At 41.4% G+C, this 16,220-nt stretch carries 20 protein-coding genes; 19 read left to right on the forward strand and 1 reads right to left on the reverse strand.

From position 1 onward, the window contains the following. Nucleotides 1-101: 101 nt before the first annotated feature. The gene (gene rluC / locus OOA_RS03840; protein ID WP_008910809.1) at nucleotides 102-1,061 is read left to right on the forward strand and encodes a 23S rRNA pseudouridine(955/2504/2580) synthase RluC; all 960 of its coding nucleotides are present in this window, start codon (nucleotides 102-104) and stop codon (nucleotides 1,059-1,061) included. Between the two features lie 124 nt (nucleotides 1,062-1,185). Here the strand turns inward: rluC and OOA_RS03845 are convergent, their stop codons facing one another. Next, nucleotides 1,186-1,770, reverse strand: coding sequence for a Maf family protein (locus OOA_RS03845; RefSeq protein ID WP_008910810.1), 585 nt, complete (start codon nucleotides 1,768-1,770; stop codon nucleotides 1,186-1,188). A gap of 142 nt (nucleotides 1,771-1,912) precedes the next feature. Here OOA_RS03845 and yceD point away from each other — a divergent pair, with 142 nt between their 5' ends. The 18 genes from yceD to nagZ all read left to right on the forward strand — a co-directional run bounded on the left by yceD (nucleotide 1,913) and on the right by nagZ (nucleotide 16,129). Beyond that, complete coding sequence (gene yceD / locus OOA_RS03850; RefSeq protein WP_008910811.1) at nucleotides 1,913-2,437, forward strand: 23S rRNA accumulation protein YceD; 525 nt, start codon at nucleotides 1,913-1,915, stop codon at nucleotides 2,435-2,437. A 12-nt stretch (nucleotides 2,438-2,449) separates the two neighbouring features. Next, complete coding sequence (rpmF, locus tag OOA_RS03855; protein ID WP_004253223.1) at nucleotides 2,450-2,620, forward strand: 50S ribosomal protein L32; 171 nt, start codon at nucleotides 2,450-2,452, stop codon at nucleotides 2,618-2,620. 23 nt (nucleotides 2,621-2,643) lie between these two features. Further along, complete coding sequence (gene plsX, locus OOA_RS03860) at nucleotides 2,644-3,684, forward strand: phosphate acyltransferase PlsX (protein WP_008910812.1); 1,041 nt, start codon at nucleotides 2,644-2,646, stop codon at nucleotides 3,682-3,684. Nucleotides 3,685-3,687: 3 nt separating this feature from the next. Continuing rightward, a complete protein-coding gene (locus OOA_RS03865) occupies nucleotides 3,688-4,638 on the forward strand; it encodes a beta-ketoacyl-ACP synthase III (RefSeq protein ID WP_008910813.1) in 951 nt (316 codons plus the stop codon). 18 nt (nucleotides 4,639-4,656) lie between these two features. Beyond that, nucleotides 4,657-5,589: an ACP S-malonyltransferase gene (fabD, locus tag OOA_RS03870; protein ID WP_008910814.1), complete on the forward strand. Its 933-nt coding sequence runs from the start codon at nucleotides 4,657-4,659 to the stop codon at nucleotides 5,587-5,589. A gap of 7 nt (nucleotides 5,590-5,596) precedes the next feature. After that, nucleotides 5,597-6,331: a 3-oxoacyl-ACP reductase FabG gene (gene fabG / locus OOA_RS03875; protein WP_008910815.1), complete on the forward strand. Its 735-nt coding sequence runs from the start codon at nucleotides 5,597-5,599 to the stop codon at nucleotides 6,329-6,331. A gap of 155 nt (nucleotides 6,332-6,486) precedes the next feature. Next, nucleotides 6,487-6,723 (forward strand): acyl carrier protein, encoded by a 237-nt coding sequence (acpP, locus tag OOA_RS03880; RefSeq protein ID WP_008910816.1) that lies wholly within the window; start codon nucleotides 6,487-6,489, stop codon nucleotides 6,721-6,723. 78 nt (nucleotides 6,724-6,801) lie between these two features. Next, the gene (gene fabF, locus OOA_RS03885; protein WP_008910817.1) at nucleotides 6,802-8,052 is read left to right on the forward strand and encodes a beta-ketoacyl-ACP synthase II; all 1,251 of its coding nucleotides are present in this window, start codon (nucleotides 6,802-6,804) and stop codon (nucleotides 8,050-8,052) included. A 230-nt stretch (nucleotides 8,053-8,282) separates the two neighbouring features. Beyond that, complete coding sequence (gene pabC, locus OOA_RS03890) at nucleotides 8,283-9,113, forward strand: aminodeoxychorismate lyase (RefSeq protein WP_008910818.1); 831 nt, start codon at nucleotides 8,283-8,285, stop codon at nucleotides 9,111-9,113. An 18-nt stretch (nucleotides 9,114-9,131) separates the two neighbouring features. Then, nucleotides 9,132-10,160 carry an endolytic transglycosylase MltG gene (gene mltG, locus OOA_RS03895; RefSeq protein ID WP_008910819.1) on the forward strand — a complete coding sequence of 343 codons (1,029 nt, stop codon included), beginning with the start codon at nucleotides 9,132-9,134 and terminating at the stop codon, nucleotides 10,158-10,160. Nucleotide 10,161: 1 nt separating this feature from the next. Then, entirely contained in the window at nucleotides 10,162-10,788 is a 627-nt protein-coding gene (gene tmk, locus OOA_RS03900; RefSeq protein ID WP_008910820.1) for a dTMP kinase, read from the forward strand. Nucleotides 10,789-10,797: 9 nt separating this feature from the next. Beyond that, complete coding sequence (gene holB / locus OOA_RS03905) at nucleotides 10,798-11,790, forward strand: DNA polymerase III subunit delta' (protein ID WP_008910821.1); 993 nt, start codon at nucleotides 10,798-10,800, stop codon at nucleotides 11,788-11,790. 13 nt (nucleotides 11,791-11,803) lie between these two features. Beyond that, nucleotides 11,804-12,595: a metal-dependent hydrolase gene (locus OOA_RS03910; protein ID WP_008910822.1), complete on the forward strand. Its 792-nt coding sequence runs from the start codon at nucleotides 11,804-11,806 to the stop codon at nucleotides 12,593-12,595. 216 nt (nucleotides 12,596-12,811) lie between these two features. After that, nucleotides 12,812-13,162, forward strand: a complete 351-nt coding sequence (hinT, locus tag OOA_RS03915; protein ID WP_008910823.1) for a purine nucleoside phosphoramidase — start codon at nucleotides 12,812-12,814, stop codon at nucleotides 13,160-13,162. A 10-nt stretch (nucleotides 13,163-13,172) separates the two neighbouring features. Then, nucleotides 13,173-13,589, forward strand: a complete 417-nt coding sequence (locus tag OOA_RS03920) for a YcfL family putative periplasmic lipoprotein (RefSeq protein WP_008910824.1) — start codon at nucleotides 13,173-13,175, stop codon at nucleotides 13,587-13,589. Then, complete coding sequence (gene lpoB, locus OOA_RS03925) at nucleotides 13,589-14,167, forward strand: penicillin-binding protein activator LpoB (protein WP_008910825.1); 579 nt, start codon at nucleotides 13,589-13,591, stop codon at nucleotides 14,165-14,167. Before OOA_RS03920 ends, lpoB begins: the two co-directional genes overlap by 1 nt. Next, nucleotides 14,154-15,032, forward strand: a complete 879-nt coding sequence (locus tag OOA_RS03930; RefSeq protein ID WP_008910826.1) for a phosphotransferase — start codon at nucleotides 14,154-14,156, stop codon at nucleotides 15,030-15,032. Before lpoB ends, OOA_RS03930 begins: the two co-directional genes overlap by 14 nt. A 77-nt stretch (nucleotides 15,033-15,109) precedes the next feature. Next, complete coding sequence (nagZ, locus tag OOA_RS03935; RefSeq protein ID WP_008910827.1) at nucleotides 15,110-16,129, forward strand: beta-N-acetylhexosaminidase; 1,020 nt, start codon at nucleotides 15,110-15,112, stop codon at nucleotides 16,127-16,129. Nucleotides 16,130-16,220 lie beyond the last annotated feature (91 nt).

Below are 16,220 nucleotides of genomic sequence, written 5' to 3' on the forward strand. Positions count from 1 at the left end.
TTAACCAAATAAAAAAAAAGATAAAAAAATTTGTGGAGTCGGTATGATATAACTCGCAAATAAGGTCGTAATTTAATCAATCAGAGTTAGCACATTCCCGAATGAAAATACAAAATCAAGTTCAGTTTATCGATATTAGCGATGACGAAGCCGGGCAACGCATCGATAACTTCCTGCTCGCAAAGTTAAAGGGTGTTCCCAAAAGCATGATCTATCGCATTATCCGTAAGGGTGAGGTCAGGGTCAATAAAGGGCGTATCAAGCCTGAATATAAGCTTGCAGCAGGCGATCAGGTTCGAGTACCACCTGTGAGAGTCGCGGAACGTGAAGAGGCCCCAGTTTCAGCAAAATTGGATAAAGTTGCAGCGTTAGCTGATTGTATCCTTTATGAAGATGATTCAATTTTAGTGATTAATAAACCATCGGGCACCGCTGTACATGGTGGAAGCGGGTTAAGTTTTGGTGTGATTGAAGGGTTGCGTGCATTGCGCCCAGAAGCGCGTTTCTTAGAATTAGTTCATCGCCTTGATAGGGATACATCAGGCATTTTACTGGTCGCTAAAAAACGTTCAGCACTCAGAGCCTTACATGAGCAATTGCGTCTTAAACAAATGCAAAAAGATTATATGGCTTTGGTGCGAGGCAATTGGCAATCTCATACTAAAGTGGTTCAGGCTCCACTTTTGAAAAATATTTTACAAAGCGGCGAACGTATCGTACGGGTGAATAGTGAAGGTAAACCGTCAGAAACTCGCTTTAAAGTTGAAGAGCGCTTTGATAATGCGACACTAGTCAAAGCCAGTCCGGTAACAGGGCGTACGCATCAAATTCGCGTACATACTCTTCATGCTGGGCATCCAATTGCATTTGACAATCGTTATGGCGATAAGCAATTTGATAGCCAATTGGCAGGAACGGGGTTAAAAAGGTTATTCTTGCATGCGAGTTCATTAAAATTCACCCATCCTAAGAGTGGTGAAGAGATGCGTATACAAGCCCCATTACATGAAGATCTTAATCACTGTTTGAAAATTTTACGTTCGCGTAAAGCACAATCATAGTGATAATCCGGCAAGATACCCGCTTGCCGGCTATTCATTTAATTCTCAATTGTACTATTGAGTCGTTAAGTGATGTTATCAAGTCTATAATAGGTGTTATGCAACCTGATGTATGCGAATAAACTCAATTACTCAAAGGGTTATAGTCGTGGTTGCGTAGCATATCTAACAGCAAAATAAGTGGTAAGCCAATTAATGTATTTGGGTCGCGGCCTTCTAGTTTATCAAATAGGGCGATCCCCAATCCTTCCGATTTAAAACTTCCTGCACATTGATAAGGTTCTTCCTTACGTAGATATGTTTCTATCTCTTTATCACTTAATGAACGAAAATAAACATTGAATAATTCACATTGCAGGTTGTATTGACCGGTTGTTGAGTCAAGTAAACACAACCCAGTATAGAAAGTGACTTTGTGCCCCGAAGCACACTTAAGTTGTTTAAATGCATTATCAAAGGTGAGAGGTTTACCAACAATTTGCCCATCAATGACACAGACTTGGTCTGATCCAATAATTAAATTTTGATTATAGCGTTCTCTGATAGCATGGGCTTTAGCATAGGCTAAGCGAGTCACTAATGCTTCTGCAGATTCATTTAACACGGGAGTTTCGTCAACATCAGGTGCAACTGCTAAAAAAGGTAAACTGAGTTTCTTTAATAGCTGCTGTCGGTATGATGAGGTTGATGCCAAAATAAGCGATTTCATTTTTTTCTCGAAATTCGTAGCCAAAAGGATGAACTCATTTTAAACTATCTACCGCTTAACAGGCGATTTTTTGGTGAAAAGGCGAGTTTACCCCGCCTTTTTCTTTGACTATAGTTCATTACAAAGTTAATATGCGCGCCTTATGCAAAAGGTAAAATTACCCCTGACTATCGATGCGCAGCGTGCCGCTCAGAAAAACCTCGACTATGTCGGGAGTTATACACCTGAGCAAGTAACACGTATTGCTGAATCAGTAGTCAGTGTAGACAGTGATGTTGAATGCGAATTAGCATTTGAAATCGATAAACAACGTCTGACCGTTGTAAAAGGGCATGCCCAAGTGGATGTCACGCTACAATGTCAGCGTTGCAGAAAAGACTTCAAACATCATACCTACGTATCGTATTGTTTTAGTCCTGTCGTCGATGACGAAAAGGCCGAAGCATTACCGGAAGGCTATGAACCAGTTCAATTTGATGAATTTGGTGAAATAGATTTGCTGGGATTGATAGAAGATGAAATAATTCTTTCTTTACCAGTTGTTCCGGTTCATGATTCTGAACACTGTGAAGTGTCCGAAGCGGACATGGTTTTTGGCGAACTACCTCCTGAGGCAGCAAAACCAAATCCATTTGCCGTATTAGCCAGTTTAAAGAAAAGTACTTAAGGAGTAAGGTCAATGGCCGTACAACAGAATAAACCAACTCGTTCAAAACGCGGTATGCGTCGCTCACATGATGCACTGACTGCTACCCTAGTTTCTGTAGACAAAACCTCAGGTGAAACCCACCTGCGTCACCATGTGACTGCAGACGGTTATTACCGTGGCCGTAAGGTTATCAACAAGTAATTCTTGATTTACAAGTTGATACCTTGGCTAATCTAACCATCGCGTTAGATGCTATGGGCGGGGATGTTGGTCCCCGCGTCACAGTGCCTGCAGCATTGCAGGCTCTGGCATCTAATCCATCGCTCAAATTGCTGCTAGTCGGTCAACCTGACGCCATTCAACCTCTGCTTGCACAACAAAGTGCTGAGCTTACTTCGCGTGTCGAAATTATTCCTGCTGAAAATGTGATAGCGAATGATGTTAAACCATCAACAGCCATCCGACAAAGTAAAGGAACATCCATGCGAACGGCGTTAGAGTTAGTGAAGACTGGGCAGGCACAAGCGTGCGTAAGTGCTGGCAATACTGGTGCTCTGATGGGATTAGCTAAATTGATGCTAAAATCTATAGAAGGTATAGAGCGTCCTGCATTAATGACAATTTTGCCAAACCTGCAAAAAGGTCAAACAGTTGTGCTAGATTTAGGTGCTAATGTCAATTGTAGTAGTGAGATGTTAGTTCAGTTTGCAGTGATGGGTTCAGTTGTTGCTGAAGAAGTCGCTAATATTAAATCACCGAAGGTTGCCTTACTTAATATTGGTGAGGAAGAGAGTAAAGGGCTTGATAATATCCGCGAAGCCGCCGCAGTGCTCAAAGAAACCGCGGCAATAAACTATATCGGTTATGTTGAAGGTAATGAATTGCTGACAGGCAAAACAGATGTTTTAGTGTGTGACGGCTTCGCAGGTAACGTCACGTTAAAAACAATGGAAGGGGTGATACGTGTTATCCTTTCATTGTTAAAGTCAACAGAAGAAAAAAGTAAAAAAACCAGCTGGATTATCCAATTGGTTAAAAAATGGCTTAAAAAACGTCTAATGAAGCGTTTTGGGGAGTTGAACCCCGACCAGTATAACGGTGCGACTCTGTTAGGATTAAAAGGTATCGTCATAAAAAGTCACGGTGCAGCTAATGAAGGTGCTTTTAAAGCAGCCATTGAGCGAGCAATCCAATCCGTAGATAGACAAGTTCCTGACAGAATAGCAGCTCGGTTGAATATCGTATTACCCAGGAGTGGTCAATAACCTATGTATAGCAAAATATTAGGCACAGGCAGCTATTTGCCAGCGAAAACTCGAACGAATGCTGATCTGGAAAAAATGGTTGATACTTCTGATGAGTGGATAGTGACTCGCACGGGTATTCATGAAAGAAGAATTGCAGGTGAAGATGAAAGCGTAGCAACAATGGGCTTTCGTGCTGCACAAAAAGCATTAGAAATGGCGCAAATTGATAGCAGTGAGATTGGTTTGATTGTTGTTGCAACAACATCGTCGACTCATGCTTTCCCAAGCGCAGCATGCCAAATTCAACAAATGCTAGGCATCAATGATTGTGCTGCATTTGATATTGCTGCGGCGTGTGCCGGTTTTACTTATGCTGTTAGTATCGTAGACCAGTTTGTTAAAACGGGTATGACTAAAAAAGCATTAGTAATTGGAGCGGATGCATTATCAAAAACATTAGATCCGAACGACCGTGGAACGATTATTCTGTTCGGTGATGCAGCAGGTGCGATAGTTGTAGGTGCATCGGAAGAGCCAGGTATTTTATCGACCCGTCTTCATGCTGATGGTCGTTATGGCGAACTACTAACACTACCAAATCGTGCTCGTAACTCAGAAGATGAAGCATATCTAACCATGACTGGCAATGAAGTGTTTAAAGTTGCTGTACGTGAACTCGCGCATCTTGTTGATGAAACGCTTACTGAAAGTGGTATTGAGAAAGAAGAGCTCGATTGGTTAGTTCCTCATCAAGCAAACTTAAGAATTATTTCGGCAACGGCGAAAAAACTTGACATGCCACTGGAAAAAGTTGTGATCACGTTAGATAGACACGGCAATACTTCTGCTGCATCAGTTCCAACAGCATTTGATGAAGCAGTGCGTGATGGGCGAATTCAACGTGGTCATTTAGTGTTATTAGAAGCATTCGGTGGCGGGTTCACTTGGGGCTCTGCACTAGTTCGTTTTTAATTTACTGAGAAAATAGACATGACACAATTTGCTATGGTTTTTCCCGGTCAGGGATCTCAGTCTCTTGGTATGTTGTCTGCTTTAGCGGCTGAAAGCCAGCTAGTAGAACAAACATTCGCTGAGGCATCTGAAGCATTAGGTTATGACCTTTGGGCACTTGTTCAAAATGGGCCAGAAGAAGAATTAAACAAAACATGGCAAACTCAGCCGGCTTTATTAGCCGCTTCAGTAGCAATTTTCCGTGTTTGGAATGCTCAAAAAGGTCCAATGCCAACAATAATGGCAGGACATAGCCTTGGCGAGTACTCTGCGCTAGTTTGTGCAGGGGTTATAGATTTTAAAGCTGCGATAAAACTAGTTGAGTTACGCGGTAAGTTAATGCAAGAAGCTGTACCGGCTGGTACTGGTGCTATGTATGCTATTATCGGTTTAGATAATGAATCGATTGAAAAGGCATGTCAGGATGCTGCACAAGGGCAGGTTGTTTCTCCTGTAAACTTTAACTCACCGGGTCAAGTTGTTATTGCAGGTGAAAAAGATGCAGTTGAACGTGCAGGCGCGGCTTGCAAAGAAGCTGGTGCAAAACGAGCATTACCTTTATCGGTAAGTGTGCCGTCTCATTGTGCATTAATGAAGCCAGCAGCAGAAAAATTAGCGCTTGCACTGCAAGAAATTGAGTTTAATGAACCAAAACTCCCGGTTATTAACAACGTTGATGTTAAAATTGAACAATCCGCTGAAAATATTCGTGATGCTTTGGTCCGTCAATTGTATAATCCAGTACGTTGGACTGAAACAGTCGAATTGATAGCAGGTCAAGGTGTTGAACAGCTTGTTGAAGTTGGTCCGGGTAAAGTGTTAACTGGTCTTACCAAGCGTATTGTCTCTAATTTAACTGCCTTCGCAGCCAATGATCCTGTATCATTAGCCACTGCGTTAGAAAACCTCTGAGGGCGATATGAGCTTTGAAGGAAAAATTGCACTAGTAACAGGCGCAAGTCGCGGTATTGGTAAAGCGATTGCTTTAACATTAATTGCGCGCGGTGCTACCGTTATTGGTACAGCAACAAGCGAAACAGGTGCAGAAGCGATCTCTGCTTACTTAGATGGAAAAGGTAAAGGTTTTGCACTGAATGTGACAGACCCAGCATCAATTGATGAAACCTTGAATAATATTCGTCAACAATTTGGCGAAATTGATATACTGGTAAACAATGCAGGTATCACTCGTGATAACCTTTTGATGCGTATGAAAGAAGATGAGTGGCAAGATATTATTGACACCAACCTTTCATCCGTTTACCGTTTATCTAAAGCCGTATTGCGTGCCATGATGAAAAAACGTTGTGGTCGTATTATTTCCATCGGATCCGTTGTGGGTGTGATGGGAAATGCGGGTCAGGCAAACTATGCGGCGGCGAAAGCTGGGCTGATTGGTTTTAGTAAATCATTAGCACGTGAAGTTGCTTCCCGTGGTATCACCGTCAATGTCGTTGCTCCTGGTTTTATTGAAACTGATATGACCAAAGCATTGACAGATGAACAGCGTGCAGGCATTTTATCTCAAGTTCCTGCTGATAGGCTGGGTGATGCGCAAGAAATTGCCAGTGCTGTAGCATTCCTAGCTTCTGATGAAGCTGGCTACATCACGGGTGAAACATTACATGTCAATGGCGGCATGTACATGATCTAAAGAAATGATGGAACCATTTGCATTATTAGTGTTAATTAACGCAAAATGATGCAAAATAATGGTTTCAACAGCCGGGATTGGGTTGTATCTTTTCCTGTATTTTATAAACTACGAAAACCATCGCGAAAGCGAGTTTTGATAGGAATTTTAATAGTATGAGCACTATCGAAGAACGCGTTAAGAAAATCATCGTTGAACAACTGGGTGTTAAAGAGGAAGAAGTTGTAACAGCAGCTTCATTTGTTGATGACTTGGGCGCTGATTCTCTTGACACAGTAGAGCTGGTTATGGCTCTGGAAGAAGAGTTCGATATCGAAATCCCTGACGAAGAAGCTGAAAAGATCACAACAGTTCAGGCTGCGATTGACTACGTCGAGAACGCATCTAAGTAATTGCTTTAAAACTTATCTAGGCGGTCATTCGACCGCCTATGTTCTTTTTGTAACTTATTCCCTCCTTGGAGGATTTACGTGTCTAAGCGTCGTGTAGTCGTAACCGGACTGGGCATGTTATCTCCTGTCGGCAACACAGTTGAATCATCATGGAAAGCTGTTTGTGACGGACAGAGTGGTATCAGCCTCATCGAACATTTTGATACTACCAACCACGCAACTAAATTTGCTGGCGTAGTAAAAGATTTCAATTACGAAGATTATGGTATTTCCCGCAAAGAAGCACGAAAAATGGATCCATTTATCCAGTACGGCATTGCTGCAGGCTTTCAAGCCCTCAAAGATTCTGGATTGGAAGTAACAGAAGCCAATGCTACTCGAATTGGTGCGGCTATTGGTTCTGGTATTGGTGGTCTAGGCTTAATTCAAGAGAACTGTGAAGCATTACAACATGGTGGCCCGCGAAAAGTTAGCCCATTCTTCGTTCCTTCAACGATCATTAACATGGCCGCAGGTCATTTGAGCATCATGTACGGTTTCCGTGGTCCTAGCATTTCTATTGCGACTGCTTGTACATCGGGTGTTCATAATATTGGTCATGCTGCTCGGATGATAGCTTATGGCGACGCAGATGTAATGCTAGCCGGTGGTACAGAGAAAGCATCAACGCCATTAGGGGTTGCAGGTTTCGGTGCAGCACGAGCGCTTTCTACTCGTAATGATGATCCTAAAGCTGCTAGTCGTCCTTGGGATAAAGACCGTGATGGTTTTGTTCTGGGTGATGGTGCAGGTATTATCATTATTGAAGAGTATGAGCACGCAAAAGCGCGCGGTGCGAAGATTTATGCGGAAATTGTTGGTTTTGGTATGAGTAGTGATGCTTACCATATGACATCACCGCCTGAAAATGGCGAAGGTGCTGCACTTGCGATGGTTAATGCATTGAATGATGCAGGTATCAAAGCGAGTGACATTGGTTATATTAATGCTCACGGTACTTCAACACCAACAGGCGACCTGGCTGAAGCGAAAGCGGTTATTTCTGTATTTGGCGAAGATACTGACGTATTAGTTAGCTCTACAAAATCAATGACTGGGCATCTCTTGGGGGCAGCAGGGGCGATTGAGTCTATCTTTACGGTATTATCTTTGTGCGACCAAATCGTTCCGCCAACGATTAATCTGGAAAATCCAGATGAAGCGTGCAAACTTGACTTTGTACCAGGTGAAGCTAGAAAAGTGGAGAACATGGAGTACGCTTTATGTAATTCATTTGGTTTTGGTGGTACTAACGGCTCATTGATTTTCCGTCGTTATAATCAAGAATAAGAAGTTTTAGTTTTTCCCCTGACATTTATGAGCATGAGTATTGTCGCTAAGCGGTTCGCTACGTTTAGCATAGTTATCATCTCCGGTATGAAGGGTTTAGCCTCAGTGTTTTTTTAAATACTGGGGCTTTTATTTTTTATAGCCATTTTTGCAGTCATACCCACTTTGGTTTATGATAGACAACATCCTGTTACTGACTGATTTATCAGTTATTATTTTAAGAAATTTCAATGTCATATTGGGTTAATGGGGTTGTATGCAACAGCATTGATGTGTCGGATCGCGCCGTGCAATTTGGAGATGGTTGCTTTACCACCATTCATGTGTTTAATCATCAGCCAAAAATGATGGATTCGCATATAGCACGTCTCGTGCAGGATAGCGCTCGCCTTAAATTGCCACAACCTGATTGGCAGGCACTTGAAGCGCAAGTTCATGCAATTTGCCAGCAACAGATAGAAGACGAATTTGTCTGTAAAGTGATCATCAGCCGTGGTACAGGAGGGCGAGGTTATAGCTCTGTAGGATTTAATCAACCGACAGTGATTATTTCTGTAGCATCATTCCCGCAGCATTATCAAGCCTTGCAACAATTAGGTGTGAAGCTCATTTTGAGTAGAATTCCAATCAGTAAAAATCCATATTTAGCGGGGATGAAACATCTTAATCGCTTAGAGCAAATATTAATCCGTCAAGAAATTGATGAAGCTGATTTCGATGAAGCTTTAGTTGTTGATACAGATGGTATTTTAATCGAATGCTGTAGTGCTAATATCTTCTGGCGTAAAGGTGAAACAGTATTTACACCGAGTTTGGCTTTTTCGGGGGTTAATGGGTTAATGAGGCAAAAGATTTTGGCTCATTTATTGGCAAGTCCGTATGACCTACAAGAAGTTGAACGTTTTCCTGAAGTGTTGGGGTGCTGTGATGAAGTGCTTATTTGTAATACATTAATGCCAATCTTGCCTGTAGCAAGTATTCGAATAGATGAAAACAAGCCACTATGGCATTATCTATCACGAGAATTATTTGAATATCTCTTCTTACGTTGCCAAATTTAGTTATTGAATGGTTGATGAATGAAACTTGTTAAAAAAATTTCCGTCGCAGTCATTGCTGTTGCACTCATTTTGGGTTCTGTTGCTTATTTTATGTATCAACAAGTACTAAATTATGCGAAAGCGCCGCTTAATTTAACACAAGAAAAAATTTTCACTGTCCCAGCAGGAACGGGTCGTGTTGCGCTTGAAACCTTATTAGTTGATGACGACATTATCAATCAAGGTAATGAGTTTCAATGGTTGCTCAAGTTTCGTCCTGAGCTCGCGAAAATGAAGGCGGGAACCTATCGTTTACAGCCAGATATGAATATTGAGCAAATGCTCGCACTTATCTCAAGTGGTAAGGAAGCTCAATTTTCAATTCGGTTTGTTGAAGGTAATCGCTTATCTGATTGGACAAATATTTTACGTGATGCACCTTATTTAAAGCATGAGGCGCAAGATAAAACGCAGACAGAATTATACGCACTGATTGGTTTTGAGGGGAATGGGCAACTTGAAGGCTGGTTGTATCCTGATACTTATTTGTATACAGCAGGTACTCAAGATATTGATATTTTAAAACGTGCGCATCAGCAAATGAAAAAGAGTGTTGATGAAATTTGGATTGGACGTGATAAAGAACTCCCTTACAAAAATCCTTATGAAATGTTGATTATGGCTTCAATTATTGAAAAAGAGACCGCAATTGACAATGAAAGAACACAAGTAGCATCGGTATTTGTTAATCGACTGAAAAAGAATATGCGGTTACAAACTGATCCTACTGTTATTTATGGCTTGGGTGATAAATATCGCGGTAAAATTTATCGAAGTGATTTAGATAACTATACGCCGTACAATACTTATCGTATCGATGGTTTACCACCAACCCCGATTGCTATGCCAAGTCTCGCCTCAATCAAGGCTGCTGCACATCCAGCCAAAACAGACTATATATTTTTTGTCGCGGATGGAACGGGTGGGCACACATTCAGTCGCAACCTTAATGACCATAACCGTGCAGTTAAAGTGTATCGACAAATTGAAAAACAAAATGATAAGTAAAATGAAAAACGCCTATATCGTCATTGAAGGATTAGAAGGGGCAGGCAAAACGACTGCAATTAATACAGTTGTTGAAACCTTGAACCAAACAGGAATACAAGACATTGTCTTTACGCGAGAGCCTGGCGGTACGCCATTGGCAGAAAAATTGCGTGAGCTTATTAAGCAAGACATTACGGGTGAAAAAGTAACAGATAAAGCTGAGTTATTGATGCTGTATGCTGCACGTGTTCAACTGGTTGAAACCATCATTAAGCCAGCACTAGATGCAGGTAAATGGGTTGTCGGTGATAGGCACGACCTTTCATCACAAGCATATCAAGGTGGTGGTCGAGGTATTGACCGTCAATTAATGCAATCATTACGTGATTTGGTCCTCGGTGAATTTAAACCTGCATTAACGTTATACCTAGACATCACTCCTGAACTTGGGCTGCAACGTGCACGTGCACGTGGTGAGTTAGATCGCATTGAAAAGGAGTCATTCGTATTTTTTGAACGGACTCGGGCTCGCTATTTAGAATTAGCTAGCGCAGATGAAACGATTTTAACGATTGATGCCAGCCAAAATATTGAGAAGGTGCAACAAGATATTCGTCAAACCCTACAACAATGGTTGACTAAGTAAGGTGGAACAATGAATTGGTACCCTTGGTTGAATGAAACTTATCGGCAATTGATAATGTCTTATCAGCAAGGCCGTGGGCACCACGCTTTGTTGTTACATTCATTACAGGGTAATGGTGCTGAGGCATTATGTTATGGCATAAGTCGCTGGTTGATATGTCAAAAAACAGATGGCTTAAAAAGTTGTGGTGAATGCCATAGCTGTCGCTTAATGCTGGCGGGAACTCATCCTGATTACCATGTACTAGAGCCTGAAAAAGGAAAAACATCAGTTAGTGTTGAGTCGGTGAGGAAACTGACAGACACCCTGAGTAGTCATGCACAACAAAACGGCGCTAAGGTTGTGTATATTCCACGAACTGAAGCCTTAACGGATGCAGCGGCGAATGCGTTATTAAAAACCCTGGAAGAACCAACAAAGGGTACTTACTTTTTATTAGGGTGTGAAAAAAGAGAGAACTTATTAGCGACTCTTCGTAGCCGTTGTCTTTATACATATTTATCACCACCTGAATCACAAACGGCGTTGTATTGGTTGCAAAAACAGATTCCAAATGTGAATTATAATGATGCAGTAACAGCCTTAAAATTGTGTCAAGGTGCTCCGGTTGCGGCTATGTCACTATTACAACCTGAGCATTGGCAACAACGGGCTGTATTGTGCCAAGGACTCGCACAAGCCATTCATCATGGCAACATGTTGTCTTTATTACCTGCAATTAACAGTGATAAAGCCATTGAACATATTGGATGGTTACTCGGGTTGTTAGCTGATAGCATGAAATTACAACAGCAAGCGTCGCAATTTTGTTTAAATCAAGATCAGTTGCCACTCGTGAGCGTGTTAGCTTCTCGAATGACAAATTCTCAACTGTTTGATGTCTATGAGGCTTGGAAAAACTGTCGCTATCAATTAATGACAGTGCCAGCGCTTAATCAAGAATTACTTTTGACAAATCAGTTATTACAATGGGAAGCATTAATTGCTATTCCAACATTATGAAAAAGAGTGAAATATGTTTGTAGTTGATTCACATTGCCATCTCGATTGCCTAGATTATGAAAAATTACATACGGGTGTTGATGATGTTATTGCAAAAGCATCTGAACGAAATGTCGGTTTTATGTTGGCGGTTGCCACCACGCTAAATGGCTTTGATAGTATGAAAGCACTGATTGGTCAGCGCCCTAATATTGCATTTTCCTGCGGCATTCATCCACTTAATTTGGATGAAGGGCATGATTTTGAACGTTTAGCAAAATTAGCAGCGGGCGAAGAGGTTGTTGCTTTAGGTGAAACCGGGCTAGATTATTATTATCAGAAAGAAAATGCTGAGCTTCAACAAGAGTCATTCCGTCAGCATATTCGTATTGGTCGTCAGGTAAATAAACCGGTAATAGTGCATACACGCGATGCACGAGAAGACACGTTAGCTATTTTACGTGAAGAGCAAGTGGCTGACTGCGGTGGTGTATTGCATTGTTTTACCGAAGATAAAGAAACGGCAATTGAATTGCTCGATCTTGGTATGTATATTTCTTTTTCAGGGATTGTAACATTCCGTAATGCTGAGCAGATCCGTGAGGCAGCAAGAGTTGTTCCTCTAGACCGAATTTTAGTCGAAACCGATTCACCTTATTTAGCACCAGTTCCTTATCGTGGTAAAGAGAATCAACCAGCGTATGTGCGAGATGTCGCGGAATATATGGCTGTTTTGAAAGGTGTTAGCATAGAAGAAATGGCGAGAATTACGACAGAAAACTTTAACCGCCTGTTCCATTTGAATGTGGGTGATAATAAATCATAATCATAAGGAGCTGATGATTATGCTGATTATTTTTACTGTATCGAATGCTTAGCATGGTAGCAAAGCTATCATGCTAATTATTACGATGATTAAAAAACAGTACCACGTGCCTTGCTTTTTTTATCTTAAGTAAGAAATTGTAGTTTGAGCAAAAATTGACCTTTAAATGTCAACGGCCCATAGGCGCTATCGCGCACTATATTAAAGGAATTTAAAATGGCAGAAGAAACAATTTTCAGTAAGATCATTCGACGTGAAATCCCAGCAGATATCGTTTATCAGGATGAGCTAGTCACTGCGTTCCGTGACATTACACCTCAGGCACCATCCCATATCCTTATTATTCCAAATAAGTTAATTCCAACAGTGAATGATGTTACAACAGACGATGAACAAGCGCTTGGTCGTTTATTTACTGTCGCAGCAAAAATTGCTGAGCAAGAAGGTATTGCGGAAAATGGTTATCGTCTAATCATGAACTGTAATAAACATTCAGGGCAAGAAGTTTTCCATATTCATATGCACCTTGTTGGTGGCCGTCCTTTAGGCCCTTTACTAGCAAAATAAAGGCGATTAAGTGAGGCAACCATTGATTGTAGTGGCACGCTTATTAATGCTTAGTTCAATTGCTTTTGTATTGGCTGGTTGCTCAATGGGCAAACGAGATGGATTGGTATTTAATGAACGGCAGAGCGTCATTATGGAGTCGTCGATCCTAGCGCATGGAGTTATCGTTGAACAACCCGTTGTCAGTGTCGAAAATTATACGACAGTAGCCAAAATTACTATGAGCAATAGTCAATCTGAACCCGTGACGGTGATGTACCGTCTCTATTGGTATGATGACAAAGGCTTAAAAATTGCAACAACGCATGATTTACAACAGTCCATACCTGCAAACTCAATGATTACTGTTGATGCACAAAGCACATCATCATTCGCGCGTAATGTCCGTATTTATGTATTCTTACCGCAAACGATTGGAGAAAAATAATGAAAAGGATCTTATTGGTTGCAGCTACAGCCATGTTATTGGCAGGGTGTCTTTCTTCTCTTCCTGAAACGCCAAAAACTCAGCCTCCTGTTGTACCTGTTGAACCGAGTGAAACAACACAACAACCCCCTCCACCTGTTGATACAGTGCCTACACCACCAAAACAAAGAACAACGGATTGGGCTGCTGCTGTATCCCCATTGGTGGGGGATATGTCAGGAGCAAATGGTGTAGAGAGTGGGAAAGTATTGTTAGTTGATTCTGTTAAAAATAATACAAATGGCTCGTTTTCTGTACAAAACGCAACATCTGCAATCGTCACTGCTGTGGATAATACTCATCGCTTTTCTGTCGTACCACAGGATGTAGCTAACGCGGCACGTAGAACATTAGGTTTGTCACAAGAAGATAGCCTGGTTACTCGTAGTAAAGCCATTGGTTTAGGTCGTTATGTACAAGCTGATTATGTTCTATACAGTGTTATTTCAGGTTCGAATAAACAACGTGACATTGAAATGCAATTAATGGCAGTGCAAAGTGGCGAGATCCTTTGGTCAGGAAAGCATGATATTGAATAGTGAAAACTCACTATTTGAATTACTTGCACGTTCTTTTCCCGATATTGAACAACCAAACTGGGAAATAACGCCGCTAGCGGGGCTTTCGGGTGGAACTTATCGCTTACGAGCCAGTCAGGCTAAACAAGTTATTCGTGTTATCGCTCGTGCTCAAGGGCAAGCTCAAGCTTCTTTGTTTGTGAATAGGCGCAAAGAAGCTCGTATTCTGCAACAATTGCAAGGTTTTGGTCATGCGCCAAAACAACTTGCTAGAAATGCAGAATGGCTGCTGCTGTCATGGTGTGAAGGGGAACATCCAAGTCATGATCAATTCTTAACACCTCAATTTCAATCTTCATTAGCTGCTGTTGTGGCAAAGTTACATCGTCAACCGCTACTTGGCTATCGGCTGCAACTTAGGCAAGAAATCATCCATTATGGTCATTTAGTTGATCCTAAGCGCAGCTCATCTCATTGGTTAAGATGGCACAAGCATTTTTTATGTGTAGCAATGCCAAAGACGTTAAAATTGGCACCAGCACACATGGATCTTCATCTTGGTAATATTATCACTACTGATAACCGTGAGATTATATTGCTGGATTGGGAGTATGCCGCGAATACCGATATTGGATTTTCCCTAGAAACCTATTTTCAAGCTAATCATCTTAATGCAGAGCAACGTCATTTTTTCTTGATGGAATACTGTGAAAAATATAAGGCGTATACGGATGTACAGCAATTAGCATATCACTGTAATTTATGGGCTCCATGGGTCAAATATATGATGTTGATGTGGTATGAAGTTCAATGGAATCAAAGCCAAAATGACGTTTTTTTGTTACACTCCCAACCATTAAGGCAATATTTTCATTTGCCGGATTGATGAGTTTGTGTGGCTCAGTTTAGAAAGAATATGTGCGAGTAATAATCGCAAAATAGTTTAATAAGTGAGGCATATTTATGGGTCCGATAATGCTAGATGTTCAGGGTTATGAGCTGGACAATGAAGAGCGTGAAATATTGGCACATCCGTTAGTTGGCGGATTAATTTTATTTACCCGTAACTTTCATGATGCAGAGCAATTAAGGGAATTAGTGCGTCAAATTCGTGATGCATCCCGCCATCGTTTATTGATTGCTGTTGATCAAGAGGGTGGGCGTGTTCAGCGTTTTCGTGATGGCTTTACGGCCTTGCCTTCTGCTCAAGCCTTTGCTGCATTAAATAGCCAATTAGAAGGTGGAAGGCTGGCAGAAGAAGCGGGTTGGCTAATGGCTTCAGAAATGATAGCCATGGATATCGATATCAGTTTTGCACCAGTGCTTGATCTTGGCCATCAAAGTATTGCTATTGGTGAACGTTCATTCCATGAAGATCCTGAAATAGCGATGGTAATGGCAGAGCGTTTTATTAAAGGAATGCGCAATGCCGGTATGAAAACAACAGGGAAACATTTCCCAGGGCACGGTGCTGTAAAAGCGGATTCACATAAAGAAACCCCACGTGACGATCGTTCTCTCGATATTATTCGTAAGAACGATATGTCCATTTTTAGGGATTTTATCCAACGCGAATTATTAGATGCAGTGATGCCCGCTCATGTTATTTATGCCCAAGCCGATGATCGCCCAGCGAGTGGTTCACCATTTTGGTTAAAATCAATATTACGTGAGCAATTGGGCTTTAATGGTGTTATTTTCTCAGATGACTTATCAATGGAAGGCGCTGCAATTATGGGCAGTTACCCTGAGCGTGCTGAAGCTTCGTTATCTGCTGGTTGTGATATGGTATTAGTTTGCAATAACCGTGATGGTGCCGTGAGTGTTTTAGACAACTTACCTAAACAGCAAGGTAGCCTTGCTTCTTCGCTATATCACAGTGGTCGCCAATACAGCCTGAAAGAATTACAAGCTGCAAAGCGTTGGCAAGAAAGTCATAAACAGCTAGTAGATTTGCACCAAAAATGGCAAGAGCATCGCTAGTTTAAAATAAAATTGCAACTGAAAACCAGTCAGAACAAACAGCTGGCTGGTTTATTACCCATCATTATCACAATTTTCTTTTTAGCCCTCA

The organism is Providencia burhodogranariea DSM 19968 (genome assembly GCF_000314855.2).
GTDB lineage: Bacteria > Pseudomonadota > Gammaproteobacteria > Enterobacterales > Enterobacteriaceae > Providencia > Providencia burhodogranariea.

What these genes read in the sequence shown, in the direction of transcription:
- rluC (WP_008910809.1), top strand. Translation starts at nt 102, where the DNA reads ATGAAAATACAAAATCAAGTTCAGTTTATCGATATTAGCGATGACGAA.
- OOA_RS03845 (WP_008910810.1), bottom strand. Translation starts at nt 1,770, where the DNA reads ATGAAATCGCTTATTTTGGCATCAACCTCATCATACCGACAGCAGCTA.
- yceD (WP_008910811.1), top strand. Translation starts at nt 1,913, where the DNA reads ATGCAAAAGGTAAAATTACCCCTGACTATCGATGCGCAGCGTGCCGCT.
- rpmF (WP_004253223.1), top strand. Translation starts at nt 2,450, where the DNA reads ATGGCCGTACAACAGAATAAACCAACTCGTTCAAAACGCGGTATGCGT.
- OOA_RS03865 (WP_008910813.1), top strand. Translation starts at nt 3,688, where the DNA reads ATGTATAGCAAAATATTAGGCACAGGCAGCTATTTGCCAGCGAAAACT.
- fabD (WP_008910814.1), top strand. Translation starts at nt 4,657, where the DNA reads ATGACACAATTTGCTATGGTTTTTCCCGGTCAGGGATCTCAGTCTCTT.
- fabG (WP_008910815.1), top strand. Translation starts at nt 5,597, where the DNA reads ATGAGCTTTGAAGGAAAAATTGCACTAGTAACAGGCGCAAGTCGCGGT.
- acpP (WP_008910816.1), top strand. Translation starts at nt 6,487, where the DNA reads ATGAGCACTATCGAAGAACGCGTTAAGAAAATCATCGTTGAACAACTG.
- pabC (WP_008910818.1), top strand. Translation starts at nt 8,283, where the DNA reads ATGTCATATTGGGTTAATGGGGTTGTATGCAACAGCATTGATGTGTCG.
- mltG (WP_008910819.1), top strand. Translation starts at nt 9,132, where the DNA reads ATGAAACTTGTTAAAAAAATTTCCGTCGCAGTCATTGCTGTTGCACTC.
- tmk (WP_008910820.1), top strand. Translation starts at nt 10,162, where the DNA reads ATGAAAAACGCCTATATCGTCATTGAAGGATTAGAAGGGGCAGGCAAA.
- holB (WP_008910821.1), top strand. Translation starts at nt 10,798, where the DNA reads ATGAATTGGTACCCTTGGTTGAATGAAACTTATCGGCAATTGATAATG.
- OOA_RS03910 (WP_008910822.1), top strand. Translation starts at nt 11,804, where the DNA reads ATGTTTGTAGTTGATTCACATTGCCATCTCGATTGCCTAGATTATGAA.
- hinT (WP_008910823.1), top strand. Translation starts at nt 12,812, where the DNA reads ATGGCAGAAGAAACAATTTTCAGTAAGATCATTCGACGTGAAATCCCA.
- lpoB (WP_008910825.1), top strand. Translation starts at nt 13,589, where the DNA reads ATGAAAAGGATCTTATTGGTTGCAGCTACAGCCATGTTATTGGCAGGG.
- OOA_RS03930 (WP_008910826.1), top strand. Translation starts at nt 14,154, where the DNA reads ATGATATTGAATAGTGAAAACTCACTATTTGAATTACTTGCACGTTCT.
- nagZ (WP_008910827.1), top strand. Translation starts at nt 15,110, where the DNA reads ATGGGTCCGATAATGCTAGATGTTCAGGGTTATGAGCTGGACAATGAA.